This window comes from Methylobacterium sp. FW306-05-D (assembly GCF_058782155.1).
Genome location: NZ_JBYSXL010000041.1, coordinates 1 through 17,887, shown reverse-complemented (window position 1 = coordinate 17,887; position 17,887 = coordinate 1). Strand labels below are relative to the sequence as shown.

17 protein-coding genes are annotated in these 17,887 nt (G+C 70.1%); 7 read left to right on the top strand and 10 right to left on the bottom strand.

What is annotated here, in order from left to right; translation table 11 throughout:
* Window positions 1-120: 120 nt before the first annotated feature.
* Both AC3WLN_RS14805 and AC3WLN_RS14800 read right to left on the bottom strand, forming a co-directional pair.
* Window positions 121-504 (bottom strand): CsbD family protein, encoded by a 384-nt coding sequence (locus AC3WLN_RS14805; RefSeq protein ID WP_492482407.1) that lies wholly within the window; start codon window positions 502-504, stop codon window positions 121-123.
* 149 nt (window positions 505-653) lie between these two features.
* The gene (locus tag AC3WLN_RS14800) at window positions 654-866 is read right to left on the bottom strand and encodes a CsbD family protein (protein WP_055946396.1); all 213 of its coding nucleotides are present in this window, start codon (window positions 864-866) and stop codon (window positions 654-656) included.
* Between the two features lie 354 nt (window positions 867-1,220).
* Between AC3WLN_RS14800 and oxlT the strand changes: the two genes are divergently transcribed.
* From oxlT to AC3WLN_RS14780, 4 genes are read left to right on the top strand one after another with little or no spacing between them, the layout of a single operon-like run.
* Window positions 1,221-2,567, top strand: a complete 1,347-nt coding sequence (gene oxlT / locus AC3WLN_RS14795) for an oxalate/formate MFS antiporter (protein WP_492482405.1) — start codon at window positions 1,221-1,223, stop codon at window positions 2,565-2,567.
* Between the two features lie 4 nt (window positions 2,568-2,571).
* Entirely contained in the window at window positions 2,572-3,336 is a 765-nt protein-coding gene (locus tag AC3WLN_RS14790; protein WP_492482404.1) for a fumarylacetoacetate hydrolase family protein, read from the top strand.
* A gap of 55 nt (window positions 3,337-3,391) precedes the next feature.
* Window positions 3,392-4,402: a ketopantoate reductase family protein gene (locus tag AC3WLN_RS14785; RefSeq protein ID WP_492482402.1), complete on the top strand. Its 1,011-nt coding sequence runs from the start codon at window positions 3,392-3,394 to the stop codon at window positions 4,400-4,402.
* 19 nt (window positions 4,403-4,421) lie between these two features.
* Complete coding sequence (locus AC3WLN_RS14780) at window positions 4,422-5,975, top strand: acyl--CoA ligase (protein ID WP_492482401.1); 1,554 nt, start codon at window positions 4,422-4,424, stop codon at window positions 5,973-5,975.
* Window positions 5,976-6,047: 72 nt separating this feature from the next.
* Here the strand turns inward: AC3WLN_RS14780 and gshB are convergent, their stop codons facing one another.
* Window positions 6,048-7,004, bottom strand: a complete 957-nt coding sequence (gene gshB / locus AC3WLN_RS14775) for a glutathione synthase (protein WP_492482399.1) — start codon at window positions 7,002-7,004, stop codon at window positions 6,048-6,050.
* Between the two features lie 75 nt (window positions 7,005-7,079).
* Entirely contained in the window at window positions 7,080-7,373 is a 294-nt protein-coding gene (locus AC3WLN_RS14770; RefSeq protein ID WP_492482397.1) for a hypothetical protein, read from the bottom strand.
* Window positions 7,374-7,895: 522 nt separating this feature from the next.
* Between AC3WLN_RS14770 and AC3WLN_RS14765 the strand changes: the two genes are divergently transcribed.
* A complete protein-coding gene (locus tag AC3WLN_RS14765) occupies window positions 7,896-8,108 on the top strand; it encodes a hypothetical protein (RefSeq protein ID WP_492482395.1) in 213 nt (70 codons plus the stop codon).
* An 82-nt stretch (window positions 8,109-8,190) separates the two neighbouring features.
* Window positions 8,191-8,955, top strand: a complete 765-nt coding sequence (locus tag AC3WLN_RS14760; protein WP_492482393.1) for a hypothetical protein — start codon at window positions 8,191-8,193, stop codon at window positions 8,953-8,955.
* Window positions 8,956-8,963: 8 nt separating this feature from the next.
* Here the strand turns inward: AC3WLN_RS14760 and AC3WLN_RS14755 are convergent, their stop codons facing one another.
* From AC3WLN_RS14755 to AC3WLN_RS14745, 3 genes are read right to left on the bottom strand one after another with little or no spacing between them, the layout of a single operon-like run.
* Window positions 8,964-9,563, bottom strand: a complete 600-nt coding sequence (locus AC3WLN_RS14755) for a DUF1254 domain-containing protein (protein WP_492482391.1) — start codon at window positions 9,561-9,563, stop codon at window positions 8,964-8,966.
* Window positions 9,560-10,279, bottom strand: coding sequence for a DUF1214 domain-containing protein (locus tag AC3WLN_RS14750; protein WP_492482389.1), 720 nt, complete (start codon window positions 10,277-10,279; stop codon window positions 9,560-9,562). The genes AC3WLN_RS14755 and AC3WLN_RS14750 overlap by 4 nt, the downstream gene beginning before the upstream one ends.
* A gap of 15 nt (window positions 10,280-10,294) precedes the next feature.
* Entirely contained in the window at window positions 10,295-12,538 is a 2,244-nt protein-coding gene (locus AC3WLN_RS14745) for a transglycosylase domain-containing protein (RefSeq protein WP_492482387.1), read from the bottom strand.
* 302 nt (window positions 12,539-12,840) lie between these two features.
* On the opposite strand from AC3WLN_RS14745, the gene AC3WLN_RS14740 reads away from it, so the two are divergent.
* The gene (locus AC3WLN_RS14740; protein WP_492482385.1) at window positions 12,841-13,392 is read left to right on the top strand and encodes a YcgN family cysteine cluster protein; all 552 of its coding nucleotides are present in this window, start codon (window positions 12,841-12,843) and stop codon (window positions 13,390-13,392) included.
* Between the two features lie 8 nt (window positions 13,393-13,400).
* Here the strand turns inward: AC3WLN_RS14740 and AC3WLN_RS14735 are convergent, their stop codons facing one another.
* The 3 genes from AC3WLN_RS14735 to AC3WLN_RS14725 all read right to left on the bottom strand — a co-directional run bounded on the left by AC3WLN_RS14735 (window position 13,401) and on the right by AC3WLN_RS14725 (window position 17,860).
* Complete coding sequence (locus AC3WLN_RS14735) at window positions 13,401-14,414, bottom strand: bifunctional riboflavin kinase/FAD synthetase (RefSeq protein WP_492482384.1); 1,014 nt, start codon at window positions 14,412-14,414, stop codon at window positions 13,401-13,403.
* A 72-nt stretch (window positions 14,415-14,486) separates the two neighbouring features.
* Window positions 14,487-15,737 (bottom strand): PepSY-associated TM helix domain-containing protein, encoded by a 1,251-nt coding sequence (locus tag AC3WLN_RS14730; RefSeq protein ID WP_492482382.1) that lies wholly within the window; start codon window positions 15,735-15,737, stop codon window positions 14,487-14,489.
* Entirely contained in the window at window positions 15,734-17,860 is a 2,127-nt protein-coding gene (locus AC3WLN_RS14725) for a TonB-dependent siderophore receptor (protein WP_492482443.1), read from the bottom strand. The genes AC3WLN_RS14730 and AC3WLN_RS14725 overlap by 4 nt, the downstream gene beginning before the upstream one ends.
* Between the last annotated feature and the right edge of the window lie 27 nt (window positions 17,861-17,887).

Genomic DNA, 17,887 nt, shown 5'->3' with positions numbered 1-17,887 from the left:
CTCGCCCTGCCTGCCACGGAAACCGTGCCTCCTCCAAGGGGGGCGCCGCGTCGGATCATCGAACGCGATGGAGGGCCGGGACGCGTGAGCGCCCCGACCCTCCCGTCACCGATCGGCGTTTCAGCGGGCCCGGCGCAGCAGCCAGCCGGCGCCGAAGGCCGCCGCGGCCACGAGGAGGAGCGTGGAAGCCTTGTTTTCGTCGGCCCGGCGGGCCACGGCCCGGCCGCGCCGAACGGCCTCGTCCTGGTAGTGGCGGCCGCGGTCCTGCAGGTCCCCGGCGATCGCCCGGCCCCGGTGACGGGCTTCGTCGACGAGGTGGGCCCCGTCGCGCTGCAGGTCATGGGCCGCGTCGCGAGCCCGGCCATATGCATACTGGACGGCACCGGCCGCCTGATCGTAGGCGCCCTCGGCCTGCGGGCGAACCCGCCCGGTCACAGCGCCGAGTGCCGAGCGCCCGCGGCCTCGGATGTTCCGGATTCCACCCTCGATCTGGTCGCGATTCATGCTGAGGATCCTTTTCATCTCGGCTCCCGCCGGAACGCCCGACCGCTCGTGCGCGGTCGTTCCGGCCGGGTCCGTGTCCATGGGGCGGCCGGTCGACCCGGCCGCTCGGCGCTCCCGCCCATCTGGGCCGAAGTGCGGGGACAGGTTCGTCAGATCTTCTTGACGGCGTCGGCAGCGCTCTGGGCCGCACCCTTGATGCCGTCCTTGGCATCGCCGACCGTCTTCTGAGCCTCGCCCTTCAGTTCCTGGGCCTTGCCCTCGGCTTGCAGCTTCTCGTTGCCGGTGGCCGAACCGATGCCCTGCTTGATGTTGCCGACAGCCTCGTTGGCGAGACCCTTGATCTTGTCGGTCGTGCTGCTCATCAAACCCTCCGTGAAGCTGATCTCAGGCTGAACGTCCGGTCGCGGCATGCAACCGGGCGTCGTCTGGCAAGCGTAACGGTGCCTTTCGCGGTTGGTTCCAATTCCGACACTTCGGGTCGGCTGATACTGGGATCGCGACGCCGCAGAACACTGCACTGCAAACAGTCTTTTCGCAGCGCGGGGTAAAAGCCAGCCTCAAGGAGGCGGCCTGCAGCATCTCAAATTTTTTAGGGGCTTAACCCAAAAATTTTGCAGACGAAGCGCAGGTTTGGCCGATGTATCGATCCTTGAATTCAGAATAATTGCCGATAAAACCAAAGCCACCAAACAAGATTTGACCCGAGGAAGACGCCCATGACCGCGCGCACTGCTGCGCCTGCTACTCGCGGGGCACCATCGATCGCGCCTGCGGACGCTCCTGCCGCCAGGGTCGAGACGCCTGCGAAGGTGGATGCGCCGCCCCTCGGCCGCTGGGGTCAGCTGGTCCTGGGCGTACTGTGCATGTCGATGATCGCCAACCTGCAATACGGCTGGACGCTCTTCGTCGATCCGATCCAGCAGAAGTTCGGCTGGGAGCGCACCGCGATCCAATGGGCCTTCACCATCTTCGTGGTGATGGAAACCTGGCTGGTGCCGATCGAAGGCTGGTTCGTCGACAAGTACGGTCCGCGCCTCGTCACCATCTTCGGGGGTGCCCTCTGCGCCCTCGGCTGGGTGATGAATTCCTACGCGGATTCTCTGGGCATGCTGTACGCGGCCGCCGCCATCAGCGGTGTCGGCGCGGGCGCGGTCTACGGCACCTGCGTGGGCAACGCCCTCAAGTGGTTTCCCGACCGTCGCGGCTTCGCCGCCGGCCTCACCGCCGCCGGCTTCGGCGCCGGCTCGGCCCTCACAGTCATTCCGATCGCCAACATGATCCGCGAGTCCGGCTACCAGCACACCTTCTTCGTGTTCGGCCTCGGCCAGGGCCTCGTCGTCATGCTGGCCGCCCTGCTCCTCGTCTCGCCGAGCGCCGCCTTCAAGGACCGGATGCTCGCCGGCCGCACCGCGACCGTGAACACCGTCACCCGGCGCCAGTACTCCACCGCCGAGATGGTGCGGACGCCAGTCTTCTGGCTGCTCTACCTCATGTTCGTGATGATGGCAGCCGGCGGCCTGATGGCGGCCGCCTCCCTGGCCCCCATCGCCAAGGACTTCAAGGTCGCGGGCGTCGAGGTCTCGCTCATCGGCATCACCCTGCCGGCCCTGACCTTCGCGCTCACCATCGACCGGGTGCTCAACGGTGTGACGCGGCCGTTCTTCGGCTGGGTCTCGGACAAGATCGGCCGCGAGAACACCATGGTCATCGCCTTCCTGATCGAGGGGGCGGGCATCCTGGCGCTCGGCATGTTCGCCCACATTCCGATGGCCTTCGTGCTGCTCACCGGGCTCGTGTTCTTCGCCTGGGGCGAGATCTACTCGCTGTTCCCCGCCACCTGCAGCGACACCTACGGCGACAAGAACGCGGCGGCCAATGCCGGCCTCCTCTACACCGCCAAGGGCACCGCCGCCCTGCTGCTTCCGATCCTGCTCACCATCCAGGCCAAGACCGGCAGCTGGCAGAACGTGTTCTACGCCGCCTCCGGGATGGCTTTCCTGGCCGGATTCCTCGCGCTCTTCGTGCTGAAGCCGATGCGCGCCCGGTTCATCGCCCGGAGCTGACCCGATGGCTCGCTGGCTTCGCTACCTCCACGACGGCGCGTGCGGTTTCGGACGCCTCGACGGGGAGACCATCCTCGTCCACGCGGGCGATCTCTTCGCGGACCCGACCCCCACCGGCGCAACCCTGCCGCTGGCGCAAGTCACCCTCGACCTGCCGTGCCGGCCCTCGAAGTACATCGCCCTGTGGAACAACTTCCATGCCTCGGCGGAGAAGCAGGGCCTGATGCGACCCGAGGTGCCGCTGTACTTCGTGAAGCCGGCGAACTGCTACCTCGCCAGCGGACAGATCGTGACGGCCCCGGAGGGGGCCGGCCGGCTGTTGTTCGAGGGCGAACTCGGGATCGTGATCGGCCGGCGCGGCCGCGACCTCACCCCGGAGACGGCGGGTGCGCACATCTTCGGCTACACCTGCGTGAACGACGTCACCGCCCTGGAGGCGCTCAAGGCCGATCCGAGCTTCGTGCACTGGACCCGATCGAAGGGCTATGACGGCTTCGGCCCCTTCGGCCCGGTGATCGCCACCGATATCGATCCGGAGATGCTCGAGGTCGCGGTCCGGGTGAACGGGCGCGAGCGCCAGCGCTATCCCCTCGCCGACATGATGCGCCGGCCCGCGGAGCTCGTGGCCGAGCTTTCCCGGGGCATGACCCTCGAGCCGGGGGACCTCATCGCCTGCGGCACCTCGGTGGGCTCCGGGCCGATCCCGAAGGGCGCCACGGTCGAGGTCGAGATCGCCGGCATCGGCGTGTTGTCGAACGGCTTTTCGTGAGGCATCCGACGCCTACGAAGCGGACGTGATCAGGACAGGTTTCAGGGACACCCACATGAGCATCGCGATCGTCGGCGCCGGCGCCATCGGAGGATTTCTCGGCGTGCGCCTCGCCCACGCGGGCGAGGACGTCACCTTCATCGCGCGCGGCGCGAACCTCGATGCCATCCAGCGCAACGGCATGCGGCTGATCGAGGAGGACGGCTCCGAGATCCACGTGACGAACCTCAAGGCCACCAAGTCCATGGCCGAGGCGGGACCGCACGACATCGTGCTCCTCACCGTCAAGGCGCATCAGGTCGGGCCGATCGCGGCCGATCTTCATCACCTCATCGGACCGGACACGATGGTGGTGACGATGCAGAACGGTATTCCGTGGTGGTACTTCTCGCAGGGGCACGGCGCAGACCTGACGGGCACGCACCTGGAGACCGCCGACCCGGGCGGACTCATCGCCCGGCATCTCGATCCCAAGCACGTCATCGGCTCGGTCGTGTACCCGGCCGCCGTGCTCACCGAGCCCGGCGTGGTGCAGGTGGTGGAGGGGCACCGTTTCGGCCTCGGAGAGCTCGACGGCTCCATGTCCGCGCGGGTGCAGTCGCTGGCCCAGACCCTGATCAAGGCGGGCTTCCGCGCGCCGGTGACCAGCGACATCCGGGCGGAGATCTGGCTCAAGCTGTGGGGCAACCTGAGCTTCAACCCGATCTCGGCGCTCGCCCACGCCACCCTCGTGGACATCTGCTGGTTCCCCGAGACCCGGGCGCTCGCCGCCGACATGATGCGGGAAGCCGAAACCATCGCGAACAAGCTCGGCGTCACCTTCAAGCTCGGTATCGAGCGCCGCATCGCCGGCGCCGAGAAGGTCGGCGCCCACAAGACCTCGATGCTGCAGGACGTCGAGGCGGGGCGCCCCATCGAACTCGAGGCCCTGGTCGGCTCGATCATCGAGCTCGGGCGCCTCACCGACACCCCGACCCCGCATATCGGCACCGTCTACGCCCTGATGCGCCTCCTCTCCCAGAGCCTGGAGCGGGCACAGGGACGCCTCTCCATCACGCCGGCCTGACCCCAGACATTCGAGGACGATGACCATGGCCGAGACCGCCGCACCGACGACCGCCACCACCCTCCACGCCCTGATCCGTGCGGGGGCCGAGGAAGCCACCGCCCTGTCGAGCCCCGGCGGCGTGCCGCTGACCTTCGGCCGGCTCCGTGCGCTCACCGACCGGACGATCGCGGCGCTCAACGCGCAGGGCATCGGGCGGAACGACCGGGTCGGCATCGTCCTCGACAACGGACCGGAGATGGCCGCCGCCTTCATCGCCATCGGGGCGGGCACCACGGCCGCCCCCCTCAACCCGAGCTACAAGGCGGACGAGTTCACGTTCTACCTCTCCGACCTCAACGCGAAGCTCCTCGTGGTCGCGGACGGCTCCGAGAGCCCGGCCGTCGCGGTGGCCGCCCGCCTCGGCGTGCCGGTGGTGCGCCTGACCCCGACTCCGGCGGAGGGTGCCGGCAGCTTCACCCTGGCCTTCGAGGGCGAGGCCGCCGCGCCCGCTCAGTCCGGAGGCCCGGCGCATCCCGACGATATCGGCCTCGTGCTGCACACCTCGGGCACCACCTCGCGCCCCAAGATCGTGCCCCTGAAGCAGTCGAACGTCTGCGCCTCGGCTCGTAACATCCGCACCACCCTGGCCTTCACGGCCGAGGATCGCGGCCTCAACATCATGCCGCTCTTCCACATCCACGGGCTGATCGCCGGCATCCTGGCGCCGCTCTCGGCAGGCGGCCAGGTCTGCTGCACGCCCGGCTTCAACGCCTTGAAGTTCTTCGGCTGGATGAGCGAGGTCCGGCCGACCTGGTATACGGCGGTGCCGACGATGCACCAGGCGATCCTCGGGCGCGCCTCCCGCAACCGGGAGATCATCGAGGCCAACCCGCTGCGCTTCATCCGCTCCTCCTCCTCCTCCATGCCGCCGCAGGTCATGAAGGAGATCGAGGACGTCTTCGGCGCGCCCCTGATCGAGGCCTACGGCATGACCGAGGCGTCCCACCAGATGGCCTCGAACCCGCTGCCGCCGCGCCCGCACTACGCCGGCTCGGTCGGCCTCGCGGCCGGCCCCGAGATCGCCATCGTGGACGAGGACGGCGAGCCCTTGCCCGCGGGCGAGACTGGCGAGATCGTCATCCGCGGCGACAACGTGATGTCGGGCTACGAGAACAACGACAAGGCCAATGCCGAGGCCTTCACCAAGCAGGGTTGGTTCCGCACCGGCGACCAGGGCTCGCTGTCACCCGAGGGCTATCTGACCATCACGGGGCGCCTCAAGGAGATCATCAACCGGGGCGGCGAGAAGATCTCGCCCCGCGAGGTCGACGAGATCCTGATGGACCATCCCGCGGTCTCGCAATGCGTCACCTTCGCGATGCCGCACGACAAGCTCGGCGAGGACGTCTGCGCCGCGATCGTCCTGCGCGAGGGGCATCACCTCGTCGAGAAGGAACTGCGCGGCTTCGCCTCGGAGCGGCTGGCCGCCTTCAAGGTGCCGGCCAAGATCATGATCCTGGACGAGATCCCGAAGGGCGCCACCGGAAAGCTCCAGCGGATCGGCCTGGCACAGAAGCTCGGGCTGGTCTGAGGTCGGAAGACCCGGGAGCGGGGTCCGGGGATTGCCTGAGGCCTGCCCCTCGATCCATCGGGGGGTGGGCGGTCAGGCCGACAGGACCTTGCCGACCCGGCCCTCGATCGCATCCCACACCGAGACCGCCAGATCCGGGCCGCCGAGGCGCTTGATCGCTCGGATACCGGTGGGCGAGGTCACGTTGATCTCCGTCAGGTTGCCGTCGATGACGTCGATGCCGACGAGGATCAGGCCCCGGCGCTTCAGTTCGGGCCCGATCGTGGCGCAGATCGCGCGCTCACGCTCGGTGAGGTCGGACGCCGCGGCGGCCCCGCCCCGTACCATGTTCGAGCGGATGTCGTTGAGGGCGGGCACCCGGTTGATGGCGCCCATCGGCTCGCCGTCCACCAGGATGATGCGCTTGTCCCCCTCGGTGATGCGGGGCAGGAAGCGCTGCACCACCCATTGTTCGCGGAAGGTCACCGAGAACAGGTCGAACATCGACCCGAAATTCGCGTCCTCCGGCAGGACCCGAAAGACCGCCGCCCCGCCATGGCCGTGCAGGGGCTTCATCACGATGGCGCCGTGCTCGGCCCGGAAGGCCTCGATCTCGGCCTTGTCGCGCGTGATCAGGGTGGGGGGCATCAGCTCGGGGAAGTCCAGGACGAACAGCTTCTCCGGCGCATTGCGGACTTCGACGGGGTTGTTCACCACCAGGGTGCGCGGGTGGATCCGCTCCAGCATGTGGGTCGCGGTGATGTAGGCCATGTCGAAGGGCGGGTCCTGGCGCATCAGGACCACGTCGACACTCGACAGGTCGATGCGCTCGATCGGGCCGAGGGTGGCGTGCGCGCCCTCCACGTCCTGGACCGTGAGAGCCTCGACACGCGCCGTCACGGCCCCGCCCTGCATCGACAGCCGGTCCGGCGTGTAGTGCAGCAGCCGATGCCCGCGCGCCTGAGCCTCGAGAAGGAGCGCGAAGGTGGTGTCCCCGGCGATCCGGATCGCCTGGATCGGGTCCATCTGCACCGCGACGGTCAGAGTCATGTTGTCAAACCTCTGTCTGGGGACGGGCACCGTCGATGCCCGTCCCGACCGTGATGCGGTGTGCCGAGGGGCACCTTACTTCTGGGATTTTCCACCCGTGCGGCGGTCGTAGTCGCCGATGGCGGCCTTGCACTCCGGCGAGAGCCGGGCGCGGTTGCGGTCCATGCAGCGCTCTGCATCCTGGCTGTTGGGATCGACGCCGGCGCAGAGGCGGAAATAATCGTTCGCACATCCGAGCTGCAAGCCCTGGTCCTCACGCTGAGCCTGGGCCGGGCTGACCGCCGCCATCATGAGGGCGAACGGCGCGATCCTCAGGGCCGCGCGGAAACCTCTGGGCGAGCTCGAGAATCGGGAGATAACCACGCGCATCCGGCGGTGTCCTTCAATCGAAAGTGGGAGTTTACGGAAGAGAAATGCGTAGGACGGGAGAGTACGTTCGCGGAAAAGTCCGGCCGTTCGATCGGAAGCGACACGGCATATCGGGCGCGACCGGCCCTTAGCAAGCGCTCCGGCCGCCGCGTGTTCCATGCGGACGCCCCCGCATCCGGCCGGGTTCGACGCATCGCGTCGGCACCGGTCCCGCAAAAAAGCCCCGCTCGCCGGGCGAGCGGGGCCGAGTACAAGGGAGGAAATGCCCGCCATGGGCAACTCCCCGTCATGCAAGTCGCGAGCCATGGCGACGGAGCCCGGGCGTGGCAGCAAAGCAACGCCCGGTCCATCCGCCGTGTGAGGCGGCCGGAAGACGGCACCGGGCGCGGCATCGCAAGGTTCCGTTAACCACCCCATGCTGATCTCTGCCGGCATCACACCGACACCGGAACGGCCCGGATGCGGCGGTGGCAGGCCGATAGCGGCTCGCCTCAGAGATCGAATGGAATCGGAAATCAGCCGATGAACAGCCACAGGTTGCCCGATACCGGCGGCGCCGATCGCCGCCCCGAGCGTCCGACGGCCACGGTCGTCACGTTCCCCTCCACAGCGCGGCGCTTCCGCCGACCCGACGGGGATGCTCCGCGCGGCGCGATCCTGCTCTTCACCGGAATCCGCTACGAGCGCATGCCAGAGCCGGAAGCACCCGCGCCGCGCCTGCGCCGCCGCTCCTGATCCGCGGTCGGCCCGACTCCGCATGGTGCCCTCTCCCCGGACCGGATGCCGGCGCGCCGCGAGGCCGCGCTCCGGGCGCCTGATGCCCCTCGCGATGTTGATGCTGCTCGCCGGCTGCGCGCAGGAGGGCGATTTCGGGCGACCCAAGGCCGGTGCCTGGAACAGTCTGATCGAGACCACCGGAACCCTGGCGGCGCGGGAGCGCGAGGAGCCGGCGTCGAGCTTTCCCTTCACCGACGAGGAACGCACCCTGCGCGACCGCGCCTGGCGTTTCCTGATGCCCGCGGCCGGGCACGACGCCTTCACGGACATCCTCGCCAATCTCACCCGCTCCCGCGTGCTGCCCGCGTCCTGGCGGGCCGATGATCCCGCGGCCTATCACGACACCCTGATGGCGGAGGGCTTCCGCTCGCCGGTCTCGCGCTACCGGCGCCTGTCGGAGGATATCGGCACCGACGCCCGGCTGATCCCGCAATTCGCCGCCCTGGCCCTGCGGGTGAAGGAGGGTGATGCCCTGCGCCTGCGCAGCCTGCCCTTCGCCAAGAGCCTCGACGATCACGACGTGCGCCAGGCCGCCATGCGGGTGGCCGAGAACCGGTGCCTCATCGCCTGGGTCCGGTTCGAGACGGGCCGCCGCTCCCGTCGCTACCGCTACGCCCTCGAACACCTGATGATCGAGGTGCCGGGTCCGGAGGCCGTGTCGGTGGAGCGGACCCTGGCCGCCCTCGACGGACGACGCCCCCTGCTCGATCCGCTGGTGCCGCCGGAAGCCGAGGCGCGGTGCGGGCTCCTGCCCGAGGCGGAGGTCGCGGTCGCAGCCCCGAGGCCGATCGTCGCCAAGAACTGAGGACGGTTTCAGCCGCCGGCCTTCTCGTCGCCCGCGCTGTCGACGGTGCAGGAGACCGCCTGGACCGCCGCATCGGCGGCCGCGCGCTGGCTCGGCAGGGCCGCGATCACCCGCACCACCACGAACCCGCGCGTTTCGCCGGCGACGATGCGGACGTCGTGACTGACCTCGTCCTCGTCGGCATTGGCGAGCGCCTCGTCGTATTGCGCCCGGGTGAGCACCACGAGATCGAGGGCGCCGCGCACCGCCGCCTGATCGGTCACCGCATAGAAGGCGCCGCGCGGGCCGTGCACCGCGAGCGACAGCATCAGGGTGCCGGTGCGCGCCGAGATCCGCATCGGTCCCTCGGTGAGGTCGTAGGCACAGAGCCCCACCGCCACCGCCGGATCGGGAATCGGAAGCCAAGCCTCGACGGGCGGAGCGGCGTCGCCGGCGGCCGCCACCGTGTTGATCGCCATCGGGTGGTCGAGGCTCTCCCCCGAGCGCGCCCGCGACAGGGCATCGGATTCCGCCAGCCTCGGAATCAGCAGCACCGCAGTCACGTGGACGAGGCCGGCGAGGACCAGCCCCGACAGGGTGGCGACCAGGAAGCGTCCCCGCGGCGTCATGACGGGCATCCGATGCGGGTGATCGCCGGTACCGACGCGCGGTCGAGGTTGCCCGCGCTGGCCGCCACGGGCGTGTCGTACAGGCGCAGAGCGAGGCGGACGGCGCCCTTGGCGCGCGGCATCGGCAGCCAGTTGCCCGGCTGAACCTCGGGAGACAGGGTGATCACGAATCGCCCGTCGGTCTCGCGCAGGATTTCGGTGGCGGTGAAACCCTCCCGCATCGGTGCGACCTCCGCGTCCCGCGGGCCGCGCCCGGCCACCGTCACGGTCCAGGCGCGGGCCGGCGGCGTCACCCCCGCCACCCGGTAGGTGCAGGCGGCATCGAGGCCCCGCCCGGATTCGTCGTGCTCGGCCGTGAGCAGCATGCCCTCGCCGATCGCCAGAGGAATCTCGCCCCGGCGTGCATTGACCGCGCGGGCGTAGGGATCGGCACTCAACGAACCGACCTTCGGCCACGCGGTCCAGGCTCCTACCCGGACGCCGCCGAAGGGATAGCCGCCCCGGGTGGCATAATCGGCCGTGACGAGCCCGATTCCCGCGCCGAGAGCCAGGGCGTAGAGCACCAACGTCACGGTCGAGGCCCGGCGCACGCCGCGCCGCAGCACGCCCGCCAAGCGTCCACCGGTTCCGGGGGTATCGCCGGAGCGCCGCTGTCCGGCGGGGGGCGTTCGGGTCTGGTCCGGGCGCAACCGCGCGACCGTCTCGGCCAATGTCATGCGCATGATCGCCGGTTACGGAGTCCCGATGCGGCCGCCGACGGCGCGGGCCCCCTCCGCCACCACGCCGGGCGCGTTCACCGGCTCCAGGGCGGAGGTCTTCTCGGGCGCCTTGGCGGCGGTCTTCTCCACCTGGCGGAACAGGCCGTTCATGCTGCCGATGACCTCGAAGGAGCGCCGGGAGAGCTTGCCGGCCGCACTCGCGGCCGCGTTGACCGGCGCCGCGCTCTGGCCCGACTGCGCCACCGCGCGTCCCGGATCCTTCAGCCCCGGCATCGGCTTGAGTTCGATGCCCTGGTGGGCGACTTCCATCACGTCGTGCCAGGTCATGGCGGGAAGCGAGCCGCCGGTCATCTTGTTGGTGGAGGTGTGATCGTCGTTGCCGAACCAGACGGCACCGACGTAATTGCCCGTGTAGCCGACGAACCAGGCGTCGCGATAGGCGTTCGTGGTGCCGGACTTGCCCGCGACCTTGATCCCCTCCAGCGCCGCGCGCTTGCCGGTGCCTTCCTCGACCACCTTGGTCAGCATGTAGTTCATGTCGGCCACCACCTGGGTCGACAGGACCTGCTGCACCTGCTCGTCGGCGTGGCGGTAGATCACCTCGCCGGACGAGTTGCGCACCTCCATGGCCGCGTAGGGCTTGGCCTTGCGTCCGCCGTTGGCGAACACGGCGTAGCCGGCGGCCTGGTCGATGACGTTCACCTCCGCCGAGCCGATCGGCAGCGAGACGGAATCGGTCAGCTGCGTGGTGATGCCCATGGCGTGGGCGGTCTCGATGATCTTCTTGCGGCCGGCGGCCGCCGCCCTGGCTTCGTGGGAGATGCCCATCGCCTTGCCCAGGGCGATCGAGACCTGGATCGGGATGGTGTTGATGGATTTCGCCACCGCGACCGTGAGCGTCGTGGCGCCCGAGAACGAGCGCCCGTAATTCTGCGGGCACCAATTTCCGATGCAGACGGGCCTGTCGACGACGCGGGTATCCGGGCGGTACAGGCCCGCGGCGAGGCCCGCGGCGTAGACGTAGGGCTTGAAGGACGAACCGGGCTGGCGGAGCGCGTCGGTGGCGCGATTGAACTGGCTCTCGCCGTAATCGGCGCCGCCGACCATCGCCCGCAGGGCGCCGTCGGGATCGAGGATCACCATGGCGGCCTCGTCGACCTCGTACTGGTCGCCGTAGCGGCGCAGGGTGTTCTGCACGGTCTCGTCGGCCCGGCGCTGGATCGTGAGGTCGAGGGGCGTCTTCACGGTGAGGACGCGGTCGCTGCGGAAGCGGCCGGCATCGGCCATCTGCTTGATCTCGCCGAAGGCCCAGTCGAGGTAGTAGTCCGCCGTGATGTCCCGGGTCCGGGTCACCGGCGTCGCGGGATTGCGCAGGGCGGTCTGGATCTGGCCCTCGGTGAGGAAGCCGGCCTCGACCATGTTGTGCAGCACGTCGGCCGCGCGGGCGCGGGCGGCCGGCAGGTTCACGTGGGGCGCGTACTTCGTCGGCGCCTTGAACAGGCCGGCGAGCATCGCGGCCTCGGCCAGGGTGATGTCCTTGAGGGGCTTGCCGAAATAGTAATCCGCCGCCGCCACGGCGCCGAAGGTGCCGCCGCCCATATAGGCCCGGTCGAGGTAGAGCTTCAGGATCTCGTTCTTGGAGAGGTGGCTCTCCAGCCAGAGCGCCAGGAAGGCCTCGTTGATCTTGCGCTCGAGCGAGCGTTCGTTGGTGAGGAACAGGTTCTTGGCGAGCTGCTGCGTGATCGACGAACCACCCTGGGTGTTGCCGCCGCCGCGGGAGTTCGAGACCAGCGCACGGGCGGTGCCGATGGGATCGATGCCCCAGTGCTCGTAGAAGCGCCGGTCCTCGGTCGAGACCAGGGCCTTGATCATGATGTCGGGAAAATCGTCGAGCTTCAGCGAGTCGTCGTGCTTGATGCCGCGCCGCCCGACCTCGGTGCCGTAGCGGTCGAGGAAGGTCACGGCGAGGTCCTGGGCCTTCAGCCAGTTGTCGCTGGTCAGATTGAAGGCGGGCTGGGCCAGGGCCAGCATGAGCACGGCGCCGCCGGTGCCGAGGGTCACCGCCTCGCTCGTCAGGTCGAGGGCGAACCGCTTCCAGCCCCGCACCGAGAACACGTTCATGCGCTCCTGGAAGCGCTCGTAGGTCTCGCCGGCCGAGCGGCCGCCGTCGTACAGGCTGGCGTTCACCCAGGCGTCGAAGGCGAGGGCGGCGTGCTTGATCCGGGTCGTGAGGGAGGTCGCTTTGGGCAGGCGCACCTGAGTTCCAGTCCTTCCGCACCCGGATCCGGCAGGATGCCGGCCCCGCGATCCTACCAACACCCGCGCCCGGCCGCGAGGCTTCGTTGCGAGGAACGCCCGACAAGGGCAAGCGTCCCGCCGCCGCAGGCCGTAACCTGTCGTTAACCTTGATGCCGGAATGGGGCGGGCCGGTGGCGCGCCCGGAGGAACGCCGCGCGTGGCGTCATGCCCTGTGCCGGCAACGCTTGCTCCGGGCTCCGCGTTGCGGCACAGGAGCGGATCACCCGGATTCTCGCCGCTTCCAGCCCAAGGTGTTCCCCATGCGGGACCGCTCGGCCGCGCGTTCCCCGACGCCGCAGGCCTTCCCAGAAACCGCCCGGCCCGAGCCGGCTGCCCCGACCGCGGAGCCGTTCTGGCGGACCAAGAGCCTGGAGGCGATGTCGCCGGCCGAGTGGGAGAGCCTGTGCGACGGCTGCGGCCGCTGCTGCCTCCTCAAGCTCGAGGACGAGGACACGGCGGAGGTCTACCACACCGATGTCGGCTGCACCCTCCTGGACGGCCATGGCTGCCGCTGCCGCGACTATGCGCGGCGCCAGAAGCGGGTGCCCGACTGCGTGCGCCTGACGCCGGAAGCCGTGCGCACGATCCCGTGGCTGCCGCCGACCTGCGCCTACCGCCTGGTCCGCGAGGGCCGCGACCTCCACGACTGGCATCCGCTCGTCTCGGGCCGCGCCGCCAGCGTGCACGAGGCCGGCATCTCCGTGCGCGGCCGGGTCTCGGGCAACGAGGAGGAGTTCACGGCCGACGAGCTCCTCGACCGGATCGTGACCTGGCCCAACCGCACGCCGGACACCGAGGACGAGGCGGAGTAGGCGCGGTCTCAGGCGTCGAACATCGACGCGACCGGGTCCTGGGCGATGATCCGGCGCGCTTCGGCGGCGTCGAGATGCATGCGGGCGATCAGGGCATCGGCCCCGTCGAAGCGTTCCTCGCCCCGGATGTAGCCCAGGAACTCCACCGCGATCGCTTGGCCGTAGAGGTCGCCGGCGAAGTCGAACAGGTTCACCTCGAGGAGCGGCGCGCCGTCGTCGAAGGTCGGGCGCCGGCCGTAGCTCGCGACCCCGTCGTTCACCCGCCCGTCGGGCAGGCGCACCCGCACCGCGTAGATGCCGTGGGCGAGGTTGCAGTCGGCGAGCGCCACGTTGGCGGTGGGATAGCCGAGCGTGCGCCCGCGCTTGTCGCCATGGCGGACCTCGCCGGAGACGAACCAGCGATAGCCCAGGAGCGCGTTCGCCCGCGTCACCGCGCCCTCGGCCAACGCCGCCCGGATCGCGCTCGACGAGACGGGCTCCGCGCCCGCATTCAGGGCGACGGGCGGAATGACGCGGCAGCTCAGGCCCGCCTGCGCGCAGAGGCCGGAGAGCACCGCGGGCGTGCCCTCGCGGCCGCGGCCGAAATGGAAGTCGTGGCCGATGACGACGCCCGCCACCCCGAGATCGCGCACCAGAAGGCCTTCGACGAAGTCGCGCGCGCCGGTCCCCGCCAGGGTGGCGTCGAAGCGGCGCACGATCAGCCCGTCGAGGCCGAGATGCGCGAAGACGATCTCCTTGGCATCCGCGTCGGTGAGCCGGAACATGGGCAGATGCGGCGCGAAATAGGCCCGCGGGTGCGGCTCGAAGGTGAGCGCGACCGCGGGCCGCCCGGCCGCCCGGGCGGTTTCCCGGACGGCGGCGATGAGCGCACGGTGGCCGAGATGCACCCCGTCGAAATTGCCGATCGCCGCGATGGCGCCGGCGATCGCGGGCGGGACCGGCTCGTCCTCGCGGCAGATCGTGAAGCGTCGCTCTCGCGCGGATGTGGCGGGCGGAACGGCGGATTCGTCGCCAGACGACATCGGATCTCGGGAGTTGCAGCGGTCGGGGTCGGAGGCTGTGGCGGCGGAACCTGTCGAAAACCGGTCGGAGGGTCAAGCGCGCGGGCCGAGCGCGGGGGTCGCGCCGCTGGCCGGTGCCGCCCGCCCGCGGCGCCGGGCCTTGGCCGCACGTCGCCCGAGGTAGAGCAGCAGTCCCGTCACCAGGAAGAGCGGCATCAGCAGCGCCGCCACGAGGAAGACCGGCGGACCGAAGAGGCCGAAGATGCGGCCGCTGTGCAGGTCGAGCATGTTGCCGGCGATGCGGACGCCGAGGGGGCGCTCCCCACCGACCTCGCGCACGAGGATGCGCCCGGTGGCCGCCTCGATCCGGGTGTCGTCGCGCCAGCCGTTCCGGTTCTCGGAGCGGATGCGGACGGGTCCGGTCCCTCCGCTCGGCAGGATCAGGGTCGCCCGGGTGAACCGGCCCGCATCCACGGTACGGAAGGCCGTCCAGGCGGCGTCGAGGCTCGGCGCCCCGGGGCTTCCCAGGCCCTCTTCGCGGCGGGCGGCCCGGCCCGGCCCTTCGGCCTTCGCCGCCGCCTCCTTCCGGGCGGACGGCAAGCCGCCGGCGCTGTCCGCCGGCGGCTTGCCGTCCGCCATCCGCGTGATGGTCTCGCCGCGCGTGAGGAGGGCGGTGACGACCTCGCGGTAGCCGTCATAGGACCACCACAGGCCGCTCAGGGCGATCACGAGGTAGACCGGCAGCACCCAGGTTCCGGCCACCGCATGCAGCGACCAGTAGGTCGGCCGGCCCCACTGCCGCAGGCTGGGCTTCAACCAGATGCGGACGGACATCACCTTCGGCCAGCGCAGGTAGAGGCCGGTGCAGAGAAGGACGAGGAGCGCGAGGGTGCTGGCGCCGGTCAAGGTCCGGCCCCAGCCCTTGCCGTCGCCGGGCAGGAGCAGCCAGCGGTGCAGGCGCCGGATCGTGGCGAAGGCCTCCTCCGTCCGTGCCGCGCCCCGCACCGTGCCGTCATGGGGGTCGAGATAGAGGGAGGGCGGGCGCTGGCCGGTGGCTGGGTCGCGCCCGAGGCGCACCATCGCGGCGGTGCCGGACTCGGCCGCGAGCGTGAGGTTCGCCACCGTGTCGGCCCGCTGGGCATGGAAGCGGGCGAGGAGAGCGTCCGGCGAGAGCGGATCTTCCGCCCGGGGCGCGACCCGGATCAGGTCGGCATCGATGGCCTCGCCGATCGCGTCCTCGTAGCTCAGGAGCGCGCCGGTGACGCCCGCCACCGCGAGGACGAGGCCGGCCCCGAGCCCGAGCAGCCAGTGCAGCTGGAACAGGATGGCGCGCAGGTGCCTCACCACGCCACCCGTGCCGTCACGAGGGCCTGGAAGGGTTCGCCGAGCGCCACCAGCAGGTTGCTGCCGCCCGAGGAGGGATAATAGGTGCGGTCGAACAGGTTCTTGAGGTTGAGCTGGAGCGTGGTCGGCAAGCCGTTCACCTGCGTATTGTAGGCCAGGAACGCGTCACAGACGACGTAATCGGGCAGCGTGAAGGTGTTGGCGGCATCGCCCGGCCGGGCGCCGACGTAGCGCGCGCCGAAGCCCGCCTCCAGGAAGCCCGCACCGAGGCGGGTCGCGCCGAACTCGGTCGCCTCGGCGATGGCGCCGAACTGGTGGGTCAGGAAGGCCGAGGCGGTGACCCGCGGGGTGTTCAGGAGCTGCTTGCCGGCCAGAACCGGGTCCTGGGTGACCTCCGCCTGGGTGAAGCCGTAGCTGGCGATCACCGCCCAGTCGGGCAGGATCTGGCCGGCGACGTCGAGTTCGAACCCGCGCGAGCGCACCTTGCCGGCGGTGCTCGCCACGGTGAGGCCGTTGACGACCTGCGTCACCAGCACGTTGGCCTTGTCGATGTCGAACATCGCGCCCGTCACGGTGAGCCCGGCGGCGACGTCCGCCTTCACGCCGACCTCGAAGGCCTCGCCTTCCTCGGGGGGCAGGGCGCCCACGATGTTGGCCAGCGACGTGTTGGGTTTGAAGGACTGCGAATAGCTGCCGTAGAGCGACAGGTTGGGGCTGAGCTTGTAGACGAGGCCGACCCGCGGCAGGGCCCGCACCCCGTCGATGTCGGTATAGGCCACCGCCGGCGTCCCCTTGGCGCCGAACTGGTCGAAGATCTGCGTGCTGATGCCGGCCACCAGGATCCACTGGTCGGTGAGGTGCAGCGAGTCCTGCAGATAGAGGCTGGTATTCACTAAGCGTTCGCGCAGGTTGCTGTCCGCGGGCGAGATCACCGGCACCGCGGCGAGGGTGCCGTAGACCGGTCGGAACGGGTTGAACCCCGCCCGGTTCGGACCCCGGATGATGTCGGGCCGGCCGTAGTCGATGTTCTCGTAGGTCACGCCGGCCAGGAGGTCGTGGCGCAGGCCGAAGGTGTCGAAGCTCCCGGTCAGGTCGAGGCGGGCGACGTGGGCGTTGAAGTCCGCGTTGCGGGTGCCGTCGGCCCGACGGGTGAGGAGGCCGGTGGCCGGGATGTAGGTGACCGGCCGGATCTGGTCCTCGTCGTAGCCGAGATGGGAGTAGGTGTAGCCGAAGTGCAGCGTCCAGGCGTTGTCGAAGCGGTGGTCGACGTCGAGGGTGGCGAGGTGGCTGGTGGCCTCGTGCTGGCTCGAGCGCTCGTCGAAGCGGCGGTCGCGCGGCACCCGCAGGGGGCGCCCGGTGCGCGGATCGAAGATCGTGCCGCGGTCGTAGGGCACGCGGTAATGCCCGAACTCGTAGCCCACCGTCACGGTGGTGTCGTCGCCTTTCCAGGTGAGCGAGGGGGCCACGACCTGCCGGCTGATGTGGCCGAAGTTGCGCCAATAGTCGTAGCTCTGGATGTCGGCCACCATCCGGTAGGCGAGGTTGGTGCCCTCCACGGGGCCGGTGAGGTCGCCCTGGACGAGGCCGCCGCCGAAGCTCGTCCCCGTGAGGTTGAGGGAGCCGTGCGGGGCGAAGTCCGGCCGCTTCGAGACGAGGTTGATCAGGCCGCCCGGATCGGTGATGCCGTAGAGGAGCGAGGCCGGGCCTTTCAGCACCTCGACCCGCTCGATGGCATAGCTGAAGTTCTGCTGCAGCACCGTGCGGCGCCCGTCCCGCAGGATCGAGTCGTCGCGGAAGGTGCCGAAGCCGCGCCGCACCACCGCCTCCTGCGTGCCGCCGACGCTGTTGGTCTGGGCGATGCCGCTGACGTTGCGCAGGGCCTCGTCGAGGGAGGTCACGCGCTGGTCGCGCAGCACCTCGGCGGAGACCACGGCGATGTTGGCCGGCGTGTCGAGGAGCGCGGTGTCCGCGCCCGCACCGAAGGTCGAGCGCCTGGGCTGGTAGCCGACGGTCGAGAGCCCGTTGCCGAGGCCGGCGACGCTGAGTTCCTCGAGGGTGACGGCGGAGGCCTCCCCGTCCGCGGCGCGCTGGGCCTGTGCGGGCGTCCCGGCGGCGAGGAGCAGGAGGAGGCCGGCCGGGAGGGGGAGGCG

Coding starts and splice junctions, on each gene's coding strand:
- AC3WLN_RS14805 (WP_492482407.1), bottom strand. CDS start 504: ATGAATCGCGACCAGATCGAGGGTGGAATCCGGAACATCCGAGGCCGC.
- AC3WLN_RS14800 (WP_055946396.1), bottom strand. CDS start 866: ATGAGCAGCACGACCGACAAGATCAAGGGTCTCGCCAACGAGGCTGTC.
- oxlT (WP_492482405.1), top strand. CDS start 1,221: ATGACCGCGCGCACTGCTGCGCCTGCTACTCGCGGGGCACCATCGATC.
- AC3WLN_RS14790 (WP_492482404.1), top strand. CDS start 2,572: ATGGCTCGCTGGCTTCGCTACCTCCACGACGGCGCGTGCGGTTTCGGA.
- AC3WLN_RS14785 (WP_492482402.1), top strand. CDS start 3,392: ATGAGCATCGCGATCGTCGGCGCCGGCGCCATCGGAGGATTTCTCGGC.
- AC3WLN_RS14780 (WP_492482401.1), top strand. CDS start 4,422: ATGACCATGGCCGAGACCGCCGCACCGACGACCGCCACCACCCTCCAC.
- gshB (WP_492482399.1), bottom strand. CDS start 7,004: ATGACTCTGACCGTCGCGGTGCAGATGGACCCGATCCAGGCGATCCGG.
- AC3WLN_RS14770 (WP_492482397.1), bottom strand. CDS start 7,373: ATGCGCGTGGTTATCTCCCGATTCTCGAGCTCGCCCAGAGGTTTCCGC.
- AC3WLN_RS14765 (WP_492482395.1), top strand. CDS start 7,896: ATGAACAGCCACAGGTTGCCCGATACCGGCGGCGCCGATCGCCGCCCC.
- AC3WLN_RS14760 (WP_492482393.1), top strand. CDS start 8,191: ATGCCCCTCGCGATGTTGATGCTGCTCGCCGGCTGCGCGCAGGAGGGC.
- AC3WLN_RS14755 (WP_492482391.1), bottom strand. CDS start 9,563: ATGACGCCGCGGGGACGCTTCCTGGTCGCCACCCTGTCGGGGCTGGTC.
- AC3WLN_RS14750 (WP_492482389.1), bottom strand. CDS start 10,279: ATGACATTGGCCGAGACGGTCGCGCGGTTGCGCCCGGACCAGACCCGA.
- AC3WLN_RS14740 (WP_492482385.1), top strand. CDS start 12,841: ATGCGGGACCGCTCGGCCGCGCGTTCCCCGACGCCGCAGGCCTTCCCA.
- AC3WLN_RS14735 (WP_492482384.1), bottom strand. CDS start 14,414: ATGTCGTCTGGCGACGAATCCGCCGTTCCGCCCGCCACATCCGCGCGA.